This is a genomic window from Bradyrhizobium sp. 17 (assembly GCF_023073515.1).
Lineage (GTDB): Bacteria > Pseudomonadota > Alphaproteobacteria > Rhizobiales > Xanthobacteraceae > Bradyrhizobium > Bradyrhizobium canariense_D.
Map to the genome: position 1 here is coordinate 236,236 of NZ_JADPJQ010000012.1, position 21,703 is coordinate 257,938.

The window sequence follows — 21,703 nt, forward strand, 5'->3', positions numbered from 1 at the left end:
GTCTGCCATATCACCGAAGGAGAGCTTCGGCTTGAGCAGGACGAAAAGACCTTTACCGGCAAGAAGAATTTTGTCTGGACCTGCAACAAGGACACAAAGGAGCAGGCGTTCAATGATGGGAACGTGGTCGCGATTATGCGGATCACCGACCTGAAGGCTTAAGGCTCGTTCTTCGTAAGTAATCGATTGTGGGAGCGAATGACGCACGCGACGGTGCCGATCGCGTCGGTTTCCGCAATGAACCAATGGCCGCCACGCGACCGGCGACGGTGTCGTCATACTGGCGGACCGCAGCTGCGGCAGACGACCGGAGTGATGATCTAATCAATCGGGAAGGCGTTATCCTACAGAGGAGTATCCTATGAAGTTGGCTCTAACATCAGCACTAGTCATTTGTCTGCTCGGTGCGCCGGGAATTTCGTTGGCCGCGGACGCCAAGGGCGACGTGGAGAAGGCTTACGCCGCTTGGGATGCCGCATTCAATAAGCACGACGAGAAAGCCATCGGCGCCTCCTATGTTGCGACGGCAAAATTGATGCCACCCACACATCAGGTCGCGTCGGGTCCGGCTGAGATCGAGAAATTCTTTGCCGGACTCTTCGCGAGCGGTGTGACGGATCACAAGTTGGAGATGATCGACGCCGGCGGAGACGATAAGGTTGTCTTCGGCACAGCCAAGTGGAGCGCCACGGGTAAGGACAAGGAGGGCAAGCCGTCTCCCTTCAGTGGTTTAGCGACGCATGTCTTCGAACGCCAAGCCGACGGATCGCTCAAATTGAGACTACAAACATTCAACTAAAGCGGTCGAAGCTTAATCGGTCCGGCGAGGCGGCGGCCTTACCGGACACCCAAAACGGCTACTTGTCTCCGGTGCAAGCTATGTCCGGGTTGGGTCCAAAAGCAGCGGTGGACGTCAAGTTGGATCGAGGTCCGGTTTGCCCCTGACAGCCGGCATGACACGCGCTCAATTGACCTTCGGCTAAGGGCCAAGAGGCGAAATTGACTCGGTCGCCAAAGGTAAAGCCGTGCCGAGGTAGTGATCGGCATCTCTAACGGCATGCACTTTCCGATTGAACCTTGGCGCAATTCCGATGACCCACGCAAATGGGCAGGGAAACGGAGGTTTCCATGACCAGTTCCAGTGGACGCCCGGTGCATTTTTATCGGTTGATCGTAGCCCTGTATGCGGTCAATTTTTTCGGCATCAGCACAGCCTATTCACATGATCCGATCGGGCCAGAACTGAACGCTTGGTTCAAAAGTCTCAAGAATAAGGCAGGTGAGCCGTGCTGTGATGGAGGGGACGGCCAACACGCGGAAGTCGAGTGGGATGTGGCAAAAAACGGCTATAGAGTCCTTCTGAAAAATCCGCAGCGCCCAAGCGAACCCGGGCAATGGTTTAACGTGCCAAACTCTGTCGTGCTCAACCGGCAGAACCTCAGCGGCAGGGCGCTGGTTTGGTGGTGGCCGTCCTACGCCGAAGGAAGAATGATTCCTTTGTGGCGCTGCTTCATTCCCGGACCGGAAGGATGATCCGTCGTTGGGCAATCAATAGCACCCGTAGTCCGCCATGGGTGAAGGTGCGAAGAACCCGGCCTGAGCAAAACCAGTCCGCTTCCACCCACGAAGCTGACCTCAATGAGACGGTTCGCCACTTCGCTGATGGGCCACAAGCGGGAATGCCAAATGAGCAGCTCAAGCCTCGCCGCACGAGGACGGGTGCAGTCCAATCCCCTCAGGAGATCGAGCGCCAACGCTCTTGGCTCATCCGCAGTTCAAACTCGAGCTGGTACTTTTGGGCTTTTCGGATCGCATCGCGGCGTTCTTGGCGAAGCCGGATCGAGGTATCGATCGCTCGTTGCGCTCGATCGAAGAGTTCTAGCGTTTCACTGCTGAAGGGCTGGGCCATGATGATCGCTCCCGTCTAGGCGGGAGCGCAAATCATCTCTCAGGCACCGACGCCCTACGGACAAGCCTTTGGCCGGCGATAATCGGTAGTGCGCCACATCTGGAGGAACTGCAACCGAATACGCACTCCTCTGGAGCGAGCATCGATGCATCAGGTCCGTTTGGCCAGCGACAGATTGCGAGACTACTCGTGTGCTGAGAGCGGCGGGCGGAGCTTCTTCCGGCTGAGGGCTAATCTTAGTCTTTCCCTCAGTTGACGGATTTCGTCATATTGCTTTTCGATCTCTGGATCGATGCGCAGCCGTTCTAATTGCTGCTCGTGCAGTTTCGACAATGCTGCAATATACGAACTTTGGATGGGCGGGACACGCATGATGACCCTTAATAGAATGCGAGAAAAGCCTCTCAAAACACTTGGCCGAAGCACAACTTAGAAAGAGATTTTGGGGTGGAGCCTTTCTGACAATGCGGGCTCGCTGGCGAAGTTCGGTCGTTGCGGCTTTATGACGCCTGCAGGCTGTTCCCCGACCTTCAGGAGTCCAGCTTCTGGCGGAGCTTCCTGATCAATTCGCTGAGGCCGGCGGCATACTTTTCGATGATGCGCCGTCGGGCTCTCGGGGGCTTCACTTCTGGCTTGGGCGCAGGCTTATCGTTCATGGACATCACATCATGCGCACGGTGGCAGGCGGTTTTGATCCAGATCGATCGTTCTCTTCAGGGGAGCTGGTCTGCTCGCTTCGCGATCAACTCAGCCCGGGCCATTGCCGCTTCGGCGCGTGCAAGGCGGAGAAGTTCACGTTGTTTTCTCAAGGCGGCGCGAAGCGTGCGGGCCTCGTCGCGCAACCTGCGACTGTCCTCCCGCGTAGTCTGAAACTGGGCAAATGTCGAATCGTCCATAGCGGAATTGGGAGCAAGCCGGCCGGTTCCTGCATTTGGCTAGGTTAAAGAACACGGTGCCCACTCCCTCAGAGGGAGCTCGATGCGCTGGAGTCCGCTTTGGGTCAAAATGCGAAGAACTCAACGTGAGAAAATGTGGTCCGCCATGCCTCACTGATCGGACCTCACCCGGTGCGCTGCTACTTCGCCGATGGGCCAGGAGCCGACATGCACCTCAGATTGATCCCAGCTCCGTAACCAGCTTGGGAAGCATCCTGCCGCGTAATGAGCCGGAGGGAGCGAAGCCGCAGTCTTTCGCGCCCATTCGTCGATAGAAAGGTGCAGCATCTGGGTCCGCTTCGATCACCATACGATGAGCGCCCATGGCTGTTGCTTCGCTGGTGGCCCAATGAAACAGCTTCATTCCTACACCATTACGAAGCATCGTCGGGTCAACGAACAACTTCAACAAATCAGCCTCGCTTCCAGTGACCTGGACTTGGGCGACGCCGACAATCTTGCCGTGCTCTTCCGCCACCGCAATCGAACTAGATTGCAGTTCGTATGGTTCGATAGTGAGTTCACCCCGACACGCGTCCATGAAGTCGTTGCCGTAACCCCATACAGCTTTGGACCTAAGACACAAAGCCGAGAGCGTTGGTAGTTCTTCAAGTCTCGGCGGTCTGAGAACACAAGTCACGAAGCTTGGCTCCTGCATCGGCTTTCGGATACCACATCGTGAGGCCGATGTCTCAGGCCACCAGCCGCCCGATCGCGCTCAACGTGAGAGGCTTCCGCTTTGCTCTCGTAAGCCAAGAGTTTAGGAGTAAGCGTCCGGGCTCGCCCGCCTACCCTTGCGTATCGTCGCCAGCACGATGTCGGCTGCGAGCACGCTCGGCGATCTGTTGCCGGTCGACATGATCGCATCGAGCTGGGCGAATGCTTCCACCTGCTGCCGGCGCAGCGATGAATCGGTCAGAAGCTCCGAGAGCGCGGGTGCCAGCTTCTCCGGCGTGCAGTCTTCCTGCAGGAACTCCGGGATGAAATCCTTGCCGATCACGAGATTGGCGAGGATCACCGAGGAGACGCGGATCGCGCGGCGCAGGATGAAGGCTTCGATCGCGCCGACGCGATAGGCTGTCACCATCGGAATGCCCGATAGCGCGAGCTCCAGCGTCACCGTGCCGGATTTTGCCAGTGCCGCGCGCGCGATGCGGAAGGCAGCGCGCTTCTCGTTCTCGCCGACCACGATTTGAGGCTTGACCGGCCAGTTCGCGATGCCTTCGCGGATGGTGGTTTCGAGATGCGGCATGGTCGGCAGCATCAGCTCGAACGCGCGGCCTTCGGTCTGCAATCGGCCGAGCGTCGCGCCGAACACGTCGAGATGGTGCCTGATCTCGCTGCGGCGGCTGCCGGGCAACACCAGCAAGACCGGCGGCTCGCCGTCGCGGCGCGCCTGCTCCTCCGCGTTCGGCCGTAGCGAGGGCAATTGCTCGATCAGGGGATGGCCGACATAGCTGCATGGCGGCCCGCCGAGCTTGCGGTATTCCTCCGGCTCGAATGGCAACAGGCCGAGCACATGGTCGACATAGCCGAGCATGGTCCGCGCCCGTCCCGGCCGCCAGGCCCAGAGCTGTGGCGAGACGTAGTCGACGATCGGGATCGCCGGATTGCGCGTCCGCACGCGGCGGGCGACACGGTGGGTGAAATCGGGGCTGTCGATGATGACGAGCGCGTCCGGCGCGGCTTCGGTCACGGCCTCCGCGGTCTCGCGGATCAGCCGCAGGATCTTCGGCAATTGCTGCACGACCGCGGCGAAGCCGACGATCGAGAGCTGCTCGATCGGAAACAGCGTCTCGAGCCCCTGGCGCGCCATGGTGTGGCCGCCGACGCCCACGAACTGCACGCCGTCGCCGAGGCGCTGGCGCAGCACCTTCATCAGGGCGCTGCCGAGCCGATCGCCGGATTCCTCCGTGGCGATCAGGAAGATCTTGCGCTTGGGATCGCGACCCTGCATCACGCCGGCAGGCCGATGACGAAGAGATATTTTGCGTCGGCGAGTGCGATCATTGCCTGCGGCTCGGCGGCGATGGTGTTGCCGGCAACGACGGCGATCCCGGCCAGCCCTGCGGCGGCGACGCCCTCGAGGGTGCGCGGGCCGATCGTCGGCAGGTCGAAGCGCAGATCCTGCCCGCTCTTTGGGACCTTCACCAGCACGCCCCGCCCGGTGGCGGCGCGGATGCGGCCCTCTTCGCGCAGCCGTGCCACGCGCGCGAGCAGTGCATCGGTGCCCTCGATATCCTCGACCGCCACCACATGGCCGTCGATCACGACCGCGGCCTGGCCCATGTCGAACGGACCGAGGGCGGTCAGCACCGCGCGTCCGCGCTCGATGTCGGTCTTGCCGGTGTCGCTCGGCCAGGCGCGGCTGATGCAGCCCTCGGGCATCAGCAGATCGGGCGCGACATCCTTGATGCCGACCATGCGAAAGCCGCCCTGCTCGAGAATGCGCCCGACGCCGGACAACAAATGATCGTCGCCGCCGCGGAAGGCGCGGATGACATTGCCGAGCAGCCGAAGCGTCGTGAAGTCGACCCGGACCTCCGAGAGCGAAGGTCGCACCAGCGTGCCGATGAAAATCAGGTCGCGGCAGCCCTCCTCGCGAAACAGCCGCATGGCGCGGCCGAGCTGGCCGACCGAGATCCAGCGATGACGGAATTTCTCTACCCGCGCGGGATCGCAGGCTCCCCGAAGCGGAAACAACACCGGCGTGATGCCGCGGGCGGCGAGCGAGTCGGCAACCGCGAACGGCATCGCGCCGCCGCCAGCGACGACGCCGACCGGCGATGAAATTTCCGAAGCCGCCGATGTCATGCCCGGGGCCATTCCATCATCACTTCGCGATGGCGGGAAGACAGAGCGGGCGCTTGCCCTTGCCGATGAAGTCGAGGATTTCGCCGATCGCCGGATCTCCACCGGCGAGCGGCCGCGCCGCCTCCAGGCGTTCGGCAAAGGTAGCGGGGCCACGGAAGAGTTTCTGGTAGAACGCGCGCACGGTCACAAGCCGCTGCTTGGTGAACTTGCGCCGCTTCATGCCGATCAGGTTGAGGCCTTCGAGCACCGCATATTGGCCGTTGACCAGCCCATACGGGATGACGTCGTCGCGCACGCCGCAGACACCGCCAACCATCACATAGGGGCCGATGCGGGTGAACTGATGCACTGCGGACAGGCCGCCGATATAGACGGCGTCACCGATCTCGCAATGGCCGCCGAGCGTCGCCGAGGTTGCGAAGATCACGTTGTTGCCGACCATGCAGTCATGCCCGACATGACTGTTGTTCATGAAATAGCCGTCGTTGCCGACGCGCGTCAGGCCACCGCCCTTGATGGTGCCGACATTCATGGTCGCACCTTCGCGGATGGTGCAGCCCGAGCCGATCTCAAGCTTCGTGGGCTCGCCCTTGTAGCTGAGATCCTGGGGCGCCCCGCCCAGCACCGCGAACGGCGAGATCACGCAGCCATCTCCGATCGAGGTGTGGCCGATGACGGTGACCTGTCCGATCAGCTTGCAGTTATTGCCGATCGCGACATGCGGGCCGATGATGCAGAAGGGGCCGATCTCGGTGCCCTCGCCGATCACGGCGCCGTCCGCGATCCGTGCGGTGGGGTCAATCTTACTCATCAAGCAATCTGACTCATCAAGAAGGTCTGATTAGGTGTTGAAGTCGCTCGGTTTTCCGCTGGTTAGCGCGACTGTGCCCGATCTGTCCAGTGACGTATGATCTCTCCGTGTTTCAAGTGCCGGATGAGGCAGCCTTCCCGGGTCATCAACAAGTTCACGCGGAGCTTCAGGTATCGTGGTCAGGGCCCTGGCACTTCTCCTCGCACAGCTCGCCGCCGCGCCGATCGTCTCCGAGACGATCGAGACCGCCGAACACCGCCCCATCGACCTCGCGACGTTCGAGTGCCGCGACATCAGCCGCAGCACGGTGCTTCAGCGGGTCTGTTACGACCGTGCGCAGCAGGCCCTCGTCGTGGCCGTTGAAGGCGTTTATGACCGCTATTGCGGCGTACCGGTCGACACGGTCGAGCGCCTGCTGGGCGCACCGTCCATGGGACAGTTCTTCAACCAGAACATCAAGCGCGAGGTCAGCGGCGGCCGGTACGCGTGTCCTGCGCGCGAGCGCATCCAGAGAAGTTGATCGGCTCAGTCGGTCAGCATGGCGCCGACGTCGGCCTCCGCAACCACCTGGCCGTTGACCTTGGCGTCGCCGTGAAACCACCACATGGCCTTGCGGCGGCCGATCGAGCGCATGTGGTATTCGATGGTATCGCCGGGCAGCACAGGCTTGCGGAACTTGCACTTGTCGATGGTGAGGAAATAGACCGCGCGCGGCTTCTCGGTGCCTTCGACCGACTTGATGCCGATCACACCCGCGGTCTGCGCCATCGCTTCGATCATCATGACGCCGGGATAGACCGGGCGATCGGGAAAGTGGCCCTGGAACGGCGGTTCGTTGAAGGTGACATTCTTGATGCCGATGCCGCTGTAGTCGGTGCGGATGTTGATCACGCGATCGATCAGCAGCATCGGAAAACGGTGCGGGAGCGTTTGCAGGATCATGTTGATGTCCACAAGCTCGAACCTGACCGGTGCTTCGTCCGTCACTCCCGTTCCTCCTGCTTCGGATCGGCCTTGCTGTCGCGCGCCAAGCGCTCGACAGCCAAAATTTCCTTGAACCACTGCCTGGTCGGCTTGGCGAAAAAACCACCCCAACGTCCGTTGGGAGGAACGTCGTCCTTGACGCCGCTCATGGCAGTCACCTGAGCTCCATCCCCGATCTTGACGTGATTGTTGATGCCCACCTTCGCTCCCAGCGCCACGTTGTCGCCGAGGGTGAGGCTGCCGGCAAGACCGATCTGGGCTGCCAGCAGGCAGTGCCGGCCAATGGTCACATTGTGGCCGATCTGGACCTGATTGTCGATTTTGGTCCCCTCCCCAATTACCGTGTCGCGCAAGGACCCGCGATCAATCGTGGTGCCGGCGCCGACTTCCACATTGTTTTGGATCAGCACGCGCCCGGTCTGGGGCACCTTCAGATGGCCCTCGGGGCCGAAGAAGATGAATCCGTAGCCGTCCTGGCCGATCGAGCAGCCGGGGTGGATCAGCACGTCGTTGCCGATCAGCGCGCACTGGATGGCGGTGCGTGCGCCGACATTGCAGTCCCGGCCGATCTTGACGCCGGGGCCGATCACGGCCCCCACACCGATCACCGTGCCGCTGCCGATCTCCACGTCAGGGCCGATCACGGCCAAGGGATCGACGATCACACCATCCTCGAGCCTGGCGGTGGGATCGATGATGGCCGACGGCGCGATACCGTCGTTGCCGGTCCAGGATTGCGGCCGGAGCGCGTCGCCATGCCACTCCCGCGCGATCCTGACGAAGGCGCGGAACGGCTGTGGCGCCCGCAGCACGGCGACGTGCGCGGGCACCCGGGCCTCGAAGCGTGGGCTCACCAGGCAAGCACCGGCCTTGGTCGCCTTGAGCTCATCGGCATATTTGAGATTGTCGAAGAACGTCAGGTGCATCGGGCCGGCTTCGTCGAGCGAAGCAAGACCCCTGATGATTTGGCCGCCCCTGGCGGGATCGACCAACTCCGCCTTGGTCAGCGTGGCGATGTCAGCCAGCGCTGAGGCGGGCGGCTGTGTGAAGAAGGTCGGCTGCGCCATTCCACCCCGTCGCGGTCCGGCTTCGGCATGAAGCGGCCAAGCCGCATCATGCCTCATCTCCTGGATTGGCACGATCCCTTTCGGAAACCGGCTCCGGTGGTCCGGATCGTGCCGTGCTGTTCGAATTAGAACGAGGTGCCGCCGCCGAACCGGAACTCCTGCGTACGGTCGTTCTTGCCCTTGGTCAGCGGCACCGCGTAGTCGAAGCGCAGCGGACCGAACGGCGAGGCCCAGATCAAGCCGACGCCGACCGACGACCGGACCGCATTGCCATTGTCATACACCAGGCCGGTGCAGGTTCCAGCCGAAGCGGGATTGACGGTCGACGGCGTGCAGCTCGAATTCTTGGTCGTGGTCAGCTCGTTGGTCACCGACCACGTCGTCGGTCCCTGATAGTCGAACAGTCCGCCGGCGTCGGCGTAGACGGCGCCCTTCAGACCCACTTCCTTCGGCAGGAACCAGAACGGCATCTGCAATTCGAGCGAAGCACCCCAATACTTGGTGCCGCCAAGCGCGTCCTGCGTACCGAAGGGGTTCAAATCGCGCGGTCCGATGCCGTTCGGGGCAAAGCCGCGGACGAGGTTCGGGCCCATCTGGAAATGATCGAGCATGCGCAGATCGCTGCCCATCTTGTTCAGCATGCCGCCCTGGAGGCGAACGAGACCGACGATATCGGAGACCAGCGGAGTGTAGTACTTCGCGTCAACCACAGTCTTCAGATAGGAGACGTCGCCGCCGACGCCGGCGAAGTCCTGCCGGAAATCGACCAGCAGACCGTCGGTGGGGTTCTTGTTGTTGTCGAGCGTGTTGTAGGTCAGCGTGTAGCCGAGCGCCGAGGTCAGGGTCTTGCCGTTGGCAAGCTCCTTGCGGACCGGCAGCGAGGCCTCGCCGTCGCTGTAGCAGCCGAGGCCGTTGGTCGAGGGAGCCAGAGGAATACCACTCGACGCGGAGAAAGCCGGGCTTGGATTGAATGCCGGATTCGGAGTGACACCGTCGGCAAGGAACTGGTTGTTGTTACAGTTCGCGAGGTACGACGGCAGCGTGATTTCCTGCCGGTAGATCGAGTAGCGCACCTGCAGCGACAGATCTTCACGCAGGGAGAAACCGAGGCGCGGCGAGAAGCCGAGCGTCTTGGTGCCGTAGGAGATGTAGCTGTTGGACCTCTGCTCACGCTGATAGAGGTCGAGACCCAGCGCGACCCGGTAGTCGAGCAGATAGGGTTCGACGAACGACAGCGAGTAGCCGCGGGCATACTGGCCGTAGGTCACCGCCGCCTTGGCGAACAGGCCGCGGCCGAGCAAATTGCGTTCGGAAACCGAGACTTCGGCCAGCGCGCCGTCGGTGGTGGAATAACCACCCGAGACCGAGAAGTCGCCGGTCGATTTCTCTTCCATGTCCACGAGCAGGATCACGCGGTCGCTCGACGAGCCGGGCTCCGTCGTGATCTTCACGCTCTTGAAATAGTCGAGGTTCTTCAAGCGGCGCTCGGCACGGTCGACCAGCGCGCGGTTGTAGGCATCGCCCTCGGAGACGTCGAACTCGCGACGAATCACGTAGTCGCGCGTGCGGGTGTTGCCGCGAAGGTTGATGCGCTCGATATAGGTGCGCGGACCCTCGTCGATGTTGAACACGACCGAAACGGTGTGCGCCTCGAAATTGCGGTCGCCGCCGGGACGGACCACGGCGAAGGCGTAACCGCGACGCGAGGCCTCGATCTGCATCTCCTCGACCGACTTCTCGACCGATTCGACGTTGTAGAGCGAGCCGACATTGACGCGCGAATAGTTGCGCATCGAGGTGGGATCGAAGTTCGGAATGCTGGAGCGGAAGTCGATCGAGCCGACCCGGTATTGCGAGCCCTCCTCGATCTTGAAGGTAACGTTGAAACCCTTCTTCTCCGGATCGTATTCGGTGAGCGCGGCGACGACCTGGACGTCGGCGAAACCGTTCTTGAGATAGAAGCGGCGGATCAGGTCGCGGTCGGCCTCGACCCGATCGGGATCGTAGATGTCGCTGCTGGCGAGGAAGCTCAGCAGGTTGGATTCGTGCGTCTTGATGACGTCGCGCAGGCGGTAGGACGAGTACGCGTTGTTGCCGACGAACTCGATCGACTTGACGCCGGTCTTGGCGCCCTCCTCGACCGTGAAGACGAGATCGACGCGGTTGTTCGGCTGCTCGATGATTTCAGGCGTGACGCGAACGTCGTAACGGCCGGAGCGGCGATAGATTTCTGCGATTCGCAGGGTGTCGGACTGCACCATGGCGCGGGAGAAGGTGCCGCGCGCCTTGGACTGGACTTCACCGGTGAGCTGCTCGTCCTTGATCTTCTTGTTGCCCTCGAAGGCAATGCGGCCGATCACCGGGTTTTCCACCACGGAGACGACGATCTGGCCACCGGCCCCGCGGTTGATCCTGACGTCCTGGAACAGGCCGGTCTCGATCAACGCCTTGAGGCCGTCGTCGATGGCACCCTGATCCAGGCGACCGCCGGGACCCGGCTTGAAGTAGGAGCGGATCGTCTCCACCTCGACCCGGCGATTTCCTTCGACGGAAATCGACTGCACGGTCTGAGCAAGCGCAGACGAAGACACAAAGGCAGCCCCAACCGGGGCAAGCACCGGCGCGCCGAACATGATCAGGGTTGCGAGCAAGCCCCCCCGGAGTCGCAGTCCAAACTTCATTGCGCAACGCGCCCTTATCATTCCGTACCAGACCCAACCCCAACGCCGGTCTGGAGATTCCCCAAGTTCAAGCCGCTTGTAGACAATTTCACCGACGCCGCAAACGGTCGAGCGCGCCGTAATTTCATTTTCATTCCAAGACGTTGCCCAAGAGCAACGCCCGGGCAACGCCACAAAAAAGCCCCTATCAGGATGCGGCCATTCGCAGGATGTCGTTATAGGTCGCAAACACCATCAACATCAGCACCAAGCCAAGCCCGATTCGGAACCCCATCTCCTGGGTGCGCTCGGACAGGGGCCGACCACGGGCGACCTCCGCCGCATAGAACATAAGGTGACCGCCATCGAGCAGTGGGATCGGGAACAGATTCAGCAGGCCGATCGACACCGACAGCACCGCGCAGAGGTTGATCACGAACTGGAACCCGGCGCTGGCCGCCTGCCCTGACATCTTGGCAATGCCGAGCACGCCGCTGACCTCGTTCGGATTGCCGTTCCCGACGAACAACGAGCCCAGGAACTTGAAGGTGCTGGTGATGATGAACCAGACCTGCTCCACCCCGATCTTGAGCGCTTCGCCGACGCCGACCGGCGACGTCGAGGCCTCCCCGGCCTGAGACTTGTGTTCGACGCCGAGCACGCCGAGACGGTGGCTGTTGCCGAAGGGATCCTTGCGCTCGAGCAGCGCCGGCGTCGCGGTCAGCGACACGATGGAACCGTCGCGCTTGACCTGGAAGGCAAGCGGCGAACCAGCATTCATCGCAACCATGCGCTGCATGTCGGCAAAGCTTTCGATCGGCTTGCCGTCGATCTGGACGACGACGTCGCCGATCTTGAAGCCGGCTGCCGCCGCAGCGCCATCGGCGACGACACCGTCGACGCGCGCAATCGTGCTCGGCTTGCCGTAATACAGCGCCATGCCAGCGAAGATCAGCGCGCCCAGGATGAAATTGGCGATCGGTCCGGCGGCAACGATGGCGGCGCGCGGGCCGACCTTCTTGTGATGGAAGCTGCCGGCGCGCTCCTCGGCCGTCATGGCCGCAAGCTTCTCGGACGACGGCGTCGAAGCCTCGCTCTCGTCGCCGAAGAACTTGACGTAGCCGCCGAGCGGGATCGCCGAGATCTTCCACCGGGTGCCATGGCGGTCGTTGAAACCGACCAGCTCAGGTCCGAAACCGAGCGAAAAAGTTAACACGCGAACGCCTGCCCAGCGCGCGACCAGGAAATGGCCGAGCTCATGGAAGAACACGACGATGGTCAGGACGAACAGGAAGGGAACCGCGTAGCCAAGGAGCCCATGGCTCAACGTATTGAAACTATGGACGAAAAAGTCGATCATCGAATTCCCTCATCCAGTGCCGCAAGGCCCTGGCCCCGAACCATCTAGGATGCCTTTAAGGCAATTTGAGGCAATAGGGCGGCAGCCCTATTTCGCGCAACATGGTCAACAGCGATTGCATCGTCCGCTGACGTCAGCGGCGCCTGGTTCCCGCTGCGGACCCAGTCATCCAGCGTCTCCTCCACCAGCCTGGCAATCGCCCCGAACCGGATCTTGCCGGCGATGAAGGCGGCGACCGCGACCTCGTTGGCGGCGTTGTAGACCGTGGTCGCCCCCTTCCCGGTCCGGAGAGAATCGAAGGCCAGGCGCAGCCCGGGGAAGCGCTCGAAATCTGGCGCCTCGAAGGTCAACTGGCCGATCTTGGCCAGATCGAGCTTGGCGGCCGGACCCTTGATACGGTCGGGCCAGCCGAGGCAATGCGCGATCGGCGTGCGCATGTCGGGTGAGCCGAGCTGGGCCACGACCGAGCGATCGGAGAACTCAACCATGCCGTGGATGATCGACTGCGGATGAACGAGGACGTCGATCTCGTCGGGCGAGAGCGCGAACAGATAGGAGGCCTCGATCACCTCGAGCCCCTTGTTCATCATCGAGGCGGAATCGATCGTGATCTTCTGGCCCATGCTCCAGTTCGGATGCTTCAGGGCTTGCGCGAGTGTCGCCTGCTCGATGTCGGCAGGCTTCCAGGTGCGGAAGGGGCCGCCGGAGGCCGTGATGATGACACGGACGAGCTCGTCGCGATTGCCCGAGGCGAGCGCCTGGAACAGCGCATTGTGCTCGGAATCCGCAGGCAGGATGCAGGCGCCCGCTTTCGCCGCGCGCTGCATGAAGAAATCACCAGCGCAGACGAGACATTCCTTGTTGGCGAGCGCGACATGCGCGCCGCGATCGACCGCCGCCAGTGCCGGCTTCAGTCCGGCGGCGCCACTCACGGCGGCCATCACCCAATCGGCCGGACGCGCGCCGGCCTCGATCACCGCGCTTTCGCCGGCGCCGCATTCGGTGCCGGTGCCCGCGAGCGCAGCCTTGAGTTCGGCAAACTTGGAGGTGTCGGCGATCGCGACGCAGCGCGCGGAGAACTCCTTCGCGAGCTTTGCCAGCGCCTCGACATTGCTGTTTGCCGTCAGCGCCTCGACACGGTAGCGCTCGGGAGAGGCGCGCAGCAGATCCATCGTGCTGTCGCCGATCGAGCCGGTGGCGCCGAGAACCGTGACGCTGCGGACGCTCGATGCCGCAGCCTTGTTGTTACGCAATGGGACCGCGCTCATATCTTCACCAAACCATAAGACCGCTTCCGGCGCTATGCACACCATGGCGGAGGAAGCCGATAATCCATGCCACCAGGATGGCGGCGACAAAACCGTCCAGACGGTCCAATAGCCCGCCGTGGCCCGGAATTAAGTGACTGGAATCCTTGACGTCGAAGCGCCGCTTGACCGCGGATTCGAACAGATCGCCACAGGCCGACACGATTGAGAGGACCGCGCTGACGAGCAGCAATGGAACTATCTTTCCAACCCCGCAAGCGGCAAAGGCGACCGCGACCAAAAGGCTCGCGGCAAAGCCGCCGAGCGCCCCTGACCAGGTCTTCTTCGGGCTCACGCGCGGCCACAGCTTCGGTCCGCCGATGCCGCGGCCGGCGAAATAGCCGCCGATATCGGTCGCCCACACCACGAGCAGCACGAACATCAGCGCGGCGAAGCCGTTCACGAGATCCTTCCGCAGCAGGATCGAGGCGAGTAGCGCCGCCGACGCATAGGCAAATCCGGAGGCCGCCCAGACGAACTTGCCCCGCGCGATCACCGTCACGACCGCCCCGCCAATCAGGCCGGTGATGATTGCGGTCTTCAGCGCGCCGAAGGCAACGCACAAGCCCATCGCGGCGATGACGATCGTCCCCGCCCCGGTCAGCGCGGTCGAGCCTGCGCCAACCACCATCAGCCATTCCGCGAACAGTCCGATCGACACCAGGGTGACGAGAAGCGCCCACAGCCAGCCGCCGGCATAAGCGAGCGCAATGGCGAGCGGCGCCAGCACCAGCGCCGCGAGGATTCGCATCACGAGATTGCTCGGGGCAGGCTGAGAGCCGGCCGGTGCGGAGTTGGGCTCGCTCACGAGGCGGTTTTCGCGACCAGGCCGCCGAAACGGCGCTCGCGCCTGGCGAATTCGGCGATTGCGCCTTCCAGCGCCGCCTTGTCGAAATCGGGCCAGTGAATCGGCACGAAGACAAGCTCGCTATAGGCGGCCTGCCACATCAGGAAGTTGGACAGGCGCTGCTCGCCACTGGTGCGGATGATGAGATCGGGATCGGGAATGTCGGGCGCGTCGAGATGCGCCCCCAGTGTCTCGGCATCGATCGTGTCGGGACTGCGCCGGCCCTCGGCGACTTCCCGCGCGAGCTTCTGCGCCGCCTTCGCGATCTCCTGCCGGGAGCCGTAATTGAAGGCGACGACGAGCGTGAGGCGCGTGTTATCGCGCGTCAGTTCCTCCGCCTCATTGAGAAGTGCGCAGATGTCGCCCTCCAGCCCGTCCCGCTCGCCGATGATGCGTACCTTGACGCCGTCGCGATGCAGGCTCGCCAGATCGTTGCGGATGAAGCGGCGTAACAGGCCGAACAGATCGCCGATCTCGCTCGCCGGACGCGACCAGTTTTCCGAGCTGAAGGAGAAGATGGTGAGATAGCGGATGCCAAGCTCATGCGACGCCCGAACCACGCGACGCAGGGCCTCCACGCCGCGGCGATGGCCCTCCGCCCGTGGCAAGCCGCGCGCGGCCGCCCAACGTCCGTTGCCATCCATGATGATGGCGACATGCGCAGGCGCATCGGACCGATCTGGTCCTTCCGTTGCGGGCGCGGCGGCGTTGGACATGAGGCTGCCTTAAAGCATGATCCGGACCCGAAGGGCCGCGTTAGCGCAAAGTGCGAAGCGGTTTTCCGTAAAGATCATGCGCGAACATAACCTAGAGCGCGATCCATCCTGCTTAGACGGTGAGGATTTCTTTTTCCTTGGCGGCCAGCAACTGGTCGATCTCGGAGATCGTGCCGTCGGTCGCCTTCTGCACCTCGTCGGCGTGGCGCTTCTGATCGTCCTCGGACATCTCGTGATTCTTCTCGAGCTTCTTGAGAACGTCGAGACCGTCGCGGCGGACGTGGCGCGCGGCGACCTTGGCGGCTTCCGCGTATTTGTGCGCGACCTTGACGAGCTCCTTGCGACGCTCCTCATTGAGTTCGGGGATGCGCAGGCGCAGAACCTGGCCTTCAGTCGCCGGCGACAGGCCGAGATTGGAATCGACGATCGCCTTCTCCACCGCCTTGACCATCGACTTGTCCCAGACCTGCACCGAAATCAGGCGCGGCTCCGGCACGCTGACGGTGGCGAGCTGGTTCAGCGGCATGTGGCTGCCATAGGCGTCGACCTGCACCGGATCGAGCATCGAGGCGGAGGCGCGACCGGTGCGCAGGCCGCCAAGCTCGTGCTTGAGCGACTGGATCGCGCCCTGCATGCGGCGCTTGACTTCGTTGAGATCGAAATTGTCCGTGGCCATCCCGTTTCTCCTTCAAAATCCCGGCGACCTCTCCGCACCTTCTCTCAGGGTGCAACGACAAGCCGTCAGCCGGCGACAATGGTTCCGTGGCCGCCGCCACGCAGTACAGCGCCGATCGAGCCCGGCTCCGCGATCGAGAACACGATGATAGGCAGCGACGTCTCGCGGGCAAGCGCGAAGGCGGTCGCATCCATCACCTTGTAGCCGCCCTCGATCGCCTGCGAATGCGTCAGACGGTCGAATCGCGTCGCCGTCGGGTCTTTCTTCGGGTCGGCCGAGTAGACACCGTCGACATTGGTCGCCTTCAGAACCGCCTGGGCGCCGATCTCGGCTGCGCGCAGCACCGCGGTCGTGTCCGTGGTGAAGAACGGATTACCGGTTCCGCCGCCGAGCAGCACGATCCGGCCCTCGGCGAGGTATTTATGTGCCGCGGTGCGGGTGAACAGCTCGGAAATCTCGGGCATGACGAAGGCCGACAGCGTGCGCGCAGGCGTGCCCTTGCGCTCGATCGTGGCCTCGAGCGCGAGGCAGTTCATCATCGTCGCGAGCATGCCCATGGTGTCACCGGTCGGGCGCGACACGCCGCGCGAGGAGACCTCGACGCCGCGAAAGAGATTGCCCCCGCCGATGACGACGGCGACTTCGGTGCCGAGGTGGCGAGCGGCGATCAGATCGTCGGCGACCCGGTCGATGGTCGGTTGATCGATGCCAAAACCCTGCGGTCCCGCGAGATATTCGCCGGACAGCTTGATCACGACGCGACGATAGACCGGATCAGTCATGAGCACTTTCCTTGTCCGGGCGCCGCTTCCGGCGGCACGCCGGAAGGAACGTTCCGGCGCTTACTTCTTGCCGCTGGCCGCCGCGACCTCGGCCGCGAAGTCGCTTTCCTGCTTCTCGATTCCCTCACCGAGAGCATAGCGCACAAAGCCCGCGATTTTCACCGCGCCGCCGACCTTGCCTTCGGCTTCCTTCACCGCCTGCGCCACCGACTTCCCGGTGTCGTGGATGAAGGCCTGCTCGAGCAGGCAAACTTCCTTGTAATAGGTCTTCAGGCCGGACTCGACGATCTTCTCGATCACGTTCTCGGGCTTGCCCTGCTGGCGATATTTGTCGGCGAGCACGTCCTTCTCGCGCTTGACGACCGCCGGATCGAGACCGGACGGATCCAGCGCCAGGGGGTTGGCGGCCGCGACATGCATCGCGATCTGGCGGCCAAGCGTTGCGAGCTCGTCGGCCTTGCCGGGGGATTCCAGTGCCACGATCACGCCCATCTTGCCGGCGCCCTCGACCACCGCGCCATGGACGTAGCTCGACACCACGCCCTGGCTGACCTCGAGCGAAGCTGCGCGGCGCAGCGTCATGTTCTCGCCGATGGTGGCGATTGCGTCATTGATCGCAGTTTCGATCGTGACGTCGCCGACCTTGGCGGCCTTGATCTTGTCGACATCGGCGCCGGTGTTGAATGCGACCTGGGCGATCATCTTGACGAGGCCCTGGAACTGGCCGTTGCGCGCGACGAAGTCAGTCTCGGAATTGACTTCGACCACGACGCCCTTGTTGCCCTTGGTGAGCGCGCCGATCAGACCCTCGGCGGCGACGCGGCCCGACTTCTTGGCGGCCTTCGACAGGCCCTTCTTGCGCAGCCAATCCTGCGCCGCTTCCATGTTGCCGTCGTTTTCGGTCAGCGCGGCCTTGCAGTCCATCATGCCTGCGCCGGTCGACTCGCGCAGGTCCTTGACCATCGCAGCTGTGATCGTTGCCATCGTTCAAAATCCTTTTTGCCTGCCGGTTTGCCGCGGCGCGGCCAGATCGCCTCGCCGCGGTCCATCTCAGGAATTCGCGTCAACTGAAATGGTGGCCGGAGCTTGTCCGGCCAACCCATCGCTCTTTTTGACTATTCCGCTTCCGCGGTCAGCGCCTTGGCCTTGGCCACCCAGGCGTCCGCGCGGCTCGGCAGGCCGACTTCTTCGCCGATCTTGTGCGCGGTATCGTGATCGAGCTCAGCCAGCTGCCAGAAGTGGAAGATGCCGAGATCGTTGAACTTCTTCTCGATCGCGCCCGACACGCCCGGGAGCTTCTTGAGGTCGTCGGACGTGCCGCGCGGGCCGGCAAGGCCTTGGAAGCCGCTCGTGGCGGGCAGCTCTTCTGCGACCGGCCGAACCGAAGCACCGACGTCGATTCCGGAATCGCCTTGGGCGCGTGAAATGCCGTCAATCGCTGCGCGCGCGATCAGATCGCAATAGAGCGCAATCGCGCGGCCGGCGTCGTCATTTCCTGGCACCACATAAGTGATGCCCTTCGGATCCGAATTGGTGTCGACGATCGCCGCGACCGGAATGTTGAGCCGCTGGGCTTCCTGGATCGCGATGTCTTCCTTGTTGGTGTCGATCACGAAGATCAGGTCGGGCAGACCGCCCATGTCCTTGATGCCGCCGAGCGAGCGGTCGAGCTTGTCGCGCTCGCGCTGAAGGGTCAGGCGCTCCTTCTTGGTGTAGGAGGAGGCATCGCCGCCGGCGAGCACGTCGTCGAGATGACGCAGGCGCTTGATCGAGCCCGAGATCGTCTTCCAGTTGGTCAGCGTGCCGCCGAGCCAGCGCGAATTGACGAAGTACTGAGCGCAGCGCTTGGCCGCGTCGGCAACGCCGTCCTGCGCCTGGCGCTTGGTGCCGACGAACAGGATGCGGCCGCCCTTGGCGACGGTGTCGCTGACCGCCTGCAAGGCGTTGTGCAGCAACGGCACGGTCTGCGCGAGGTCGACGATGTGGATGTTGTTGCGGGCGCCGAAAATGAACGGCGCCATTTTCGGATTCCAGCGGTGAGACTGGTGACCAAAGTGCACGCCGGCTTCGAGGAGCTGACGCATAGTGAAATCGGGTAGTGCCATCGTTCTAATTCTCCGGTTGGTTCCTCCGGAAGCGTGTGAGCAGGACAGAGCGTTGTCGCCCCGGCTGCCACCGGACGGCCTTGTGAGCCATGCTTCCGTGTGAGATGGCGCGGTGTATAGCGCGATTTCGGCCAGAAGCAAGGAAATAAGGGCCTTTCGGGGCGGCTTTCGCCCGCAAGAGGCCCCCTTCCGTAAAGATCGCTCCGGCCTAGCCCCTGCCTAGCATCTGGGCTGGTTCGGCGGGCACTTCTTTGCCGCCGGCGGCGGAGCCGGAGGACGCGGTGGAGGTGCTGCCGGGCGCGGCGGCGGCGGTGGCGCGACGGCCATCCGGGGCGGCGGAGGTGGCGCCGGCCGGGCGACCGGCGGCGCGGGCCGCGCCATTGGCGGCGGCGCCGGTCGAGCAACCGCCACGGGTGGAGCCGCCCGTGGCGGTGGCGGCGGCGCAACACGCGGCGGAGGCGGAGGCGCCGGCCGCGCCACGGCCTGAGGCCGCGGTGGTGGCGCCGACGGCCGGGCAGCCTGGGCGGGAGCTGCGGTCGGCTGATGCTGCGGCCTGATCGGCTCCCGCGCCGCCGAGGGCGGCGGCGTGACCGGTCGTCCAACTGCGCCAGGAGGCGTGCGGGCAGCAGGCGGCGAACCAGCCGGCTCGCGGGTCGCGGACTTGCCATGGTCCCCAGGCCCGGTCCCGGTCCCGGGCGGGGCCTGGGCCACCGGCGGCTTCGGCGGTTGGCCGGGCACAGCGGCCGGGTTTGTCGCCGTGGGCGCAGTCGCCGGCGCGGCGGCGGTCGGCGCACCGGGATGACCCGGCGGCGTGGTGCCGGGAGCAGCAGTCGTCGGCGCTCCCGCAGGCCCTCCCGGATGGGTCGGCGGCGGTGTGCCGGGAGCAGTGGCCGTGGGCAGCCCGGGTCTGCCGCCCGGCAGTGGCCCGGCTCCCGCTGGCGGTACAGGTGGACCGCCATGGGTGCCGGGAACCGGCAGGGTGTTGGCTTGGGGCAGCTTGGCCGGTGGCGTGGCAAGCGGACTGGCAGGTGGAGTCGTAGGTGGCGTACCGGTCGGTGCGGCATTGGCCGGCCTGGCCGGAGGCATTCCTGGCCTCGCCGTCCGCTGCATCGTCGCGCTCGGCGGCATCGGCGCCTTGCCCTGCTGAATCAGGGCGGCGCGCTGCACGACCGCCTGCGGCATGGCGGGACCAGCCGGATTGGTGCGCCCGGCAATGGCTGGCGCGAGATTGCCCGCTCCGGCACCCGCACCCGCCGGCGGTGCCGGCGGCTGGTTGATCACCGTGTTGATGACCGTCCTGTTATGGATGTTCTGATAGATGATGTTGTTCGGGGGCGGTGCGACATAGACCGGCGGCCTGACGAACACAGGAATTGGCACGAACATCGGCTGCGGCAGCACGAACAGGCCGACCACCGGCATCGGCGGCGACAGCACGACGAAATCCGGCGGCGGCGGTGGCAGATAATAGACCGGCGGCGGCGGTGGCGGCGCAAAGCCAAAATCCGGATCGCTGAAATACAGCACGGGACGCTCGACATAGACCACCTCCTCCGGCGGCGGTGGCGGCACGTCGTAGTCGATCATCGCGAAGCTCGGCGGCGGCTCGGCCGGCGCGGTGAGAATCGCCAAGCGCCGGCGCGCATCCGCCGCATGCGGACCGCGCGGATAGCGACGCAGATACGACCAATAGGCCTCCGGCGTGTCGGTCCGATAGGTCCGCCGCCAGGTGATGGCCTCGCGGCGCGCCGCGACGATCACCATCACGCGCTTCGACAGCGGGTCGCCGGGATAGGCGGAGAGAAACTCTTCGTAGGCCGGCAGCGTGTCGCGCGTGAGCGCGGCGGCATAGGCATCCTACACGCCGAGATCGCGGATCGGCTTGTTGCGCATCGCGGCGACTTGGTCGGGTGCGGCCTCAGGCGGCGGCGCGTCAGGTCCGCGCTCGAAGAACGAGAATTGCGCCGATATCTTCTGCTCGTTCCAGGGCACTTGCGCGCCCTTGCTGGCCTCGTTGACGCGCAGGCGAACGCGGTCGAACACCTCAGGCAGCGGTAGGCCGCCGGTGCGGATCATCTCCGCCAGCGACTGCGCATAGATGCCGTAAGGTCCAGGCTCCTCGGGCGCCACCGTGCCGGGCGCGGCGTTGAACGCAATCAGCATGTTGGCGTCGGGCTCGACCAGCGCAAGTCCGCTCGCGATCTGCTGGCCGCCCTCCACGAAGGGCTGCGCCCGCGCAGCGTCGAGCACGACGATGTTGGCCTTGAGCGGAACGGAGGCGAGCTGGCGGAGATAGTCGCCGATGCGCAGGCCTTCGGTCGGAATGTCGGTGTCGCGGGTGATGTTGGAATCGACCGGGATGAAGTAGTTCTCACCGGCAAGTTGCACGCCATAGCCGGCGAGGTAGACCATCGCGACGGTGCCCGGTCCGGAGGCCTGCGCCTTCTGGATGAAATCGCGAAAGCTCTTGCGCAGCGTGTCGCCGTCGAGATCGCGGGCGCCGACGACGTCGAAGCCCGCCGCCTGCAGCGTCTGCGCGATCAGGCCGGCATCGTTTGCCGTCGTCGCCAGCGGCGACTTGGCATAGGCGCCGTTGCCGACCACGAGCGCCATACGCTTTTCCTGCTGCTGTGCACGCGCCGGATCCGGCGCGCCCGCGGCAAGGACCGCGATTGGCAGGAGAAGGCAAATGAAGGCTCGGAGCGTCCCACGCATGACTTGCTTGCCCGT

Annotated in this window: 19 protein-coding genes and 1 pseudogene; 3 read left to right on the top strand and 17 right to left on the bottom strand. The window is 63.9% G+C overall.

The window, feature by feature from the left end; all coding sequences use genetic code 11:
* Window positions 1–361 precede the first annotated feature (361 nt).
* Together IVB13_RS02365 and IVB13_RS02370 are read left to right on the top strand one after the other, a co-directional pair.
* Window positions 362–799, top strand: a complete 438-nt coding sequence (locus IVB13_RS02365; RefSeq protein WP_247487540.1) for a nuclear transport factor 2 family protein — start codon at window positions 362–364, stop codon at window positions 797–799.
* A gap of 329 nt (window positions 800–1,128) precedes the next feature.
* On the top strand, window positions 1,129–1,533 hold the full coding sequence (locus IVB13_RS02370) for a hypothetical protein (protein ID WP_247487542.1): 405 nt from the start codon (window positions 1,129–1,131) through the stop codon (window positions 1,531–1,533).
* Between the two features lie 202 nt (window positions 1,534–1,735).
* Here the strand turns inward: IVB13_RS02370 and IVB13_RS02375 are convergent, their stop codons facing one another.
* The 5 genes from IVB13_RS02375 to lpxA all read right to left on the bottom strand — a co-directional run bounded on the left by IVB13_RS02375 (window position 1,736) and on the right by lpxA (window position 6,469).
* The gene (locus tag IVB13_RS02375; RefSeq protein WP_164988493.1) at window positions 1,736–1,909 is read right to left on the bottom strand and encodes a hypothetical protein; all 174 of its coding nucleotides are present in this window, start codon (window positions 1,907–1,909) and stop codon (window positions 1,736–1,738) included.
* Between the two features lie 1,110 nt (window positions 1,910–3,019).
* Entirely contained in the window at window positions 3,020–3,385 is a 366-nt protein-coding gene (locus tag IVB13_RS02380) for a GNAT family N-acetyltransferase (protein WP_247487544.1), read from the bottom strand.
* Window positions 3,386–3,604: 219 nt separating this feature from the next.
* Window positions 3,605–4,804, bottom strand: a complete 1,200-nt coding sequence (lpxB, locus tag IVB13_RS02385) for a lipid-A-disaccharide synthase (RefSeq protein ID WP_247487546.1) — start codon at window positions 4,802–4,804, stop codon at window positions 3,605–3,607.
* Complete coding sequence (gene lpxI / locus IVB13_RS02390) at window positions 4,801–5,658, bottom strand: UDP-2,3-diacylglucosamine diphosphatase LpxI (RefSeq protein WP_247487682.1); 858 nt, start codon at window positions 5,656–5,658, stop codon at window positions 4,801–4,803. Before lpxI ends, lpxB begins: the two co-directional genes overlap by 4 nt.
* A 19-nt stretch (window positions 5,659–5,677) precedes the next feature.
* Window positions 5,678–6,469 (bottom strand): acyl-ACP--UDP-N-acetylglucosamine O-acyltransferase, encoded by a 792-nt coding sequence (gene lpxA / locus IVB13_RS02395; protein WP_247298534.1) that lies wholly within the window; start codon window positions 6,467–6,469, stop codon window positions 5,678–5,680.
* A 175-nt stretch (window positions 6,470–6,644) separates the two neighbouring features.
* On the opposite strand from lpxA, the gene IVB13_RS02400 reads away from it, so the two are divergent.
* Complete coding sequence (locus tag IVB13_RS02400) at window positions 6,645–6,989, top strand: KTSC domain-containing protein (RefSeq protein WP_247394987.1); 345 nt, start codon at window positions 6,645–6,647, stop codon at window positions 6,987–6,989.
* A gap of 5 nt (window positions 6,990–6,994) precedes the next feature.
* Here the strand turns inward: IVB13_RS02400 and fabZ are convergent, their stop codons facing one another.
* The 12 genes and pseudogenes from fabZ to IVB13_RS02460 all read right to left on the bottom strand — a co-directional run bounded on the left by fabZ (window position 6,995) and on the right by IVB13_RS02460 (window position 21,688).
* Window positions 6,995–7,456: a 3-hydroxyacyl-ACP dehydratase FabZ gene (gene fabZ / locus IVB13_RS02405; RefSeq protein ID WP_007610868.1), complete on the bottom strand. Its 462-nt coding sequence runs from the start codon at window positions 7,454–7,456 to the stop codon at window positions 6,995–6,997.
* On the bottom strand, window positions 7,453–8,520 hold the full coding sequence (lpxD, locus tag IVB13_RS02410) for a UDP-3-O-(3-hydroxymyristoyl)glucosamine N-acyltransferase (protein ID WP_085353279.1): 1,068 nt from the start codon (window positions 8,518–8,520) through the stop codon (window positions 7,453–7,455). The genes fabZ and lpxD overlap by 4 nt, the downstream gene beginning before the upstream one ends.
* Before the next feature lie 125 nt (window positions 8,521–8,645).
* Window positions 8,646–11,201: an outer membrane protein assembly factor BamA gene (gene bamA, locus IVB13_RS02415; protein ID WP_247487549.1), complete on the bottom strand. Its 2,556-nt coding sequence runs from the start codon at window positions 11,199–11,201 to the stop codon at window positions 8,646–8,648.
* 187 nt (window positions 11,202–11,388) lie between these two features.
* Window positions 11,389–12,540 (bottom strand): RIP metalloprotease RseP, encoded by a 1,152-nt coding sequence (gene rseP, locus IVB13_RS02420; protein WP_085353280.1) that lies wholly within the window; start codon window positions 12,538–12,540, stop codon window positions 11,389–11,391.
* A gap of 44 nt (window positions 12,541–12,584) precedes the next feature.
* The gene (gene dxr, locus IVB13_RS02425; protein WP_247487551.1) at window positions 12,585–13,808 is read right to left on the bottom strand and encodes a 1-deoxy-D-xylulose-5-phosphate reductoisomerase; all 1,224 of its coding nucleotides are present in this window, start codon (window positions 13,806–13,808) and stop codon (window positions 12,585–12,587) included.
* Between the two features lie 4 nt (window positions 13,809–13,812).
* A complete protein-coding gene (locus IVB13_RS02430) occupies window positions 13,813–14,655 on the bottom strand; it encodes a phosphatidate cytidylyltransferase (RefSeq protein WP_026232863.1) in 843 nt (280 codons plus the stop codon).
* Complete coding sequence (locus IVB13_RS02435) at window positions 14,652–15,410, bottom strand: isoprenyl transferase (protein ID WP_007610887.1); 759 nt, start codon at window positions 15,408–15,410, stop codon at window positions 14,652–14,654. The genes IVB13_RS02430 and IVB13_RS02435 overlap by 4 nt, the downstream gene beginning before the upstream one ends.
* A 112-nt stretch (window positions 15,411–15,522) precedes the next feature.
* Window positions 15,523–16,086: a ribosome recycling factor gene (gene frr, locus IVB13_RS02440; protein WP_007603628.1), complete on the bottom strand. Its 564-nt coding sequence runs from the start codon at window positions 16,084–16,086 to the stop codon at window positions 15,523–15,525.
* Window positions 16,087–16,151: 65 nt separating this feature from the next.
* The gene (gene pyrH / locus IVB13_RS02445) at window positions 16,152–16,868 is read right to left on the bottom strand and encodes a UMP kinase (RefSeq protein WP_018455040.1); all 717 of its coding nucleotides are present in this window, start codon (window positions 16,866–16,868) and stop codon (window positions 16,152–16,154) included.
* A 60-nt stretch (window positions 16,869–16,928) separates the two neighbouring features.
* The gene (gene tsf / locus IVB13_RS02450; protein ID WP_018455041.1) at window positions 16,929–17,852 is read right to left on the bottom strand and encodes a translation elongation factor Ts; all 924 of its coding nucleotides are present in this window, start codon (window positions 17,850–17,852) and stop codon (window positions 16,929–16,931) included.
* Window positions 17,853–17,983: 131 nt separating this feature from the next.
* Window positions 17,984–18,973, bottom strand: a complete 990-nt coding sequence (locus IVB13_RS02455) for a 30S ribosomal protein S2 (RefSeq protein WP_007603625.1) — start codon at window positions 18,971–18,973, stop codon at window positions 17,984–17,986.
* Between the two features lie 219 nt (window positions 18,974–19,192).
* Window positions 19,193–21,688: pseudogene (locus tag IVB13_RS02460) on the bottom strand (caspase family protein).
* Window positions 21,689–21,703: the final 15 nt, after the last annotated feature.

Excerpts from the sequence above, each read along its gene's own strand:
- rseP (WP_085353280.1), bottom strand. The coding sequence starts at position 12,540 with ATGATCGACTTTTTCGTCCATAGTTTCAATACGTTGAGCCATGGGCTC.
- pyrH (WP_018455040.1), bottom strand. The coding sequence starts at position 16,868 with ATGACTGATCCGGTCTATCGTCGCGTCGTGATCAAGCTGTCCGGCGAA.
- lpxA (WP_247298534.1), bottom strand. The coding sequence starts at position 6,469 with ATGAGTAAGATTGACCCCACCGCACGGATCGCGGACGGCGCCGTGATC.
- bamA (WP_247487549.1), bottom strand. The coding sequence starts at position 11,201 with ATGAAGTTTGGACTGCGACTCCGGGGGGGCTTGCTCGCAACCCTGATC.
- IVB13_RS02375 (WP_164988493.1), bottom strand. The coding sequence starts at position 1,909 with ATGGCCCAGCCCTTCAGCAGTGAAACGCTAGAACTCTTCGATCGAGCG.
- IVB13_RS02370 (WP_247487542.1), top strand. The coding sequence starts at position 1,129 with ATGACCAGTTCCAGTGGACGCCCGGTGCATTTTTATCGGTTGATCGTA.
- lpxI (WP_247487682.1), bottom strand. The coding sequence starts at position 5,658 with ATGACATCGGCGGCTTCGGAAATTTCATCGCCGGTCGGCGTCGTCGCT.
- IVB13_RS02365 (WP_247487540.1), top strand. The coding sequence starts at position 362 with ATGAAGTTGGCTCTAACATCAGCACTAGTCATTTGTCTGCTCGGTGCG.
- lpxD (WP_085353279.1), bottom strand. The coding sequence starts at position 8,520 with ATGGCGCAGCCGACCTTCTTCACACAGCCGCCCGCCTCAGCGCTGGCT.
- tsf (WP_018455041.1), bottom strand. The coding sequence starts at position 17,852 with ATGGCAACGATCACAGCTGCGATGGTCAAGGACCTGCGCGAGTCGACC.
- IVB13_RS02455 (WP_007603625.1), bottom strand. The coding sequence starts at position 18,973 with ATGGCACTACCCGATTTCACTATGCGTCAGCTCCTCGAAGCCGGCGTG.
- dxr (WP_247487551.1), bottom strand. The coding sequence starts at position 13,808 with ATGAGCGCGGTCCCATTGCGTAACAACAAGGCTGCGGCATCGAGCGTC.
- IVB13_RS02380 (WP_247487544.1), bottom strand. The coding sequence starts at position 3,385 with ATGGACGCGTGTCGGGGTGAACTCACTATCGAACCATACGAACTGCAA.
- IVB13_RS02435 (WP_007610887.1), bottom strand. The coding sequence starts at position 15,410 with ATGTCCAACGCCGCCGCGCCCGCAACGGAAGGACCAGATCGGTCCGAT.
- frr (WP_007603628.1), bottom strand. The coding sequence starts at position 16,086 with ATGGCCACGGACAATTTCGATCTCAACGAAGTCAAGCGCCGCATGCAG.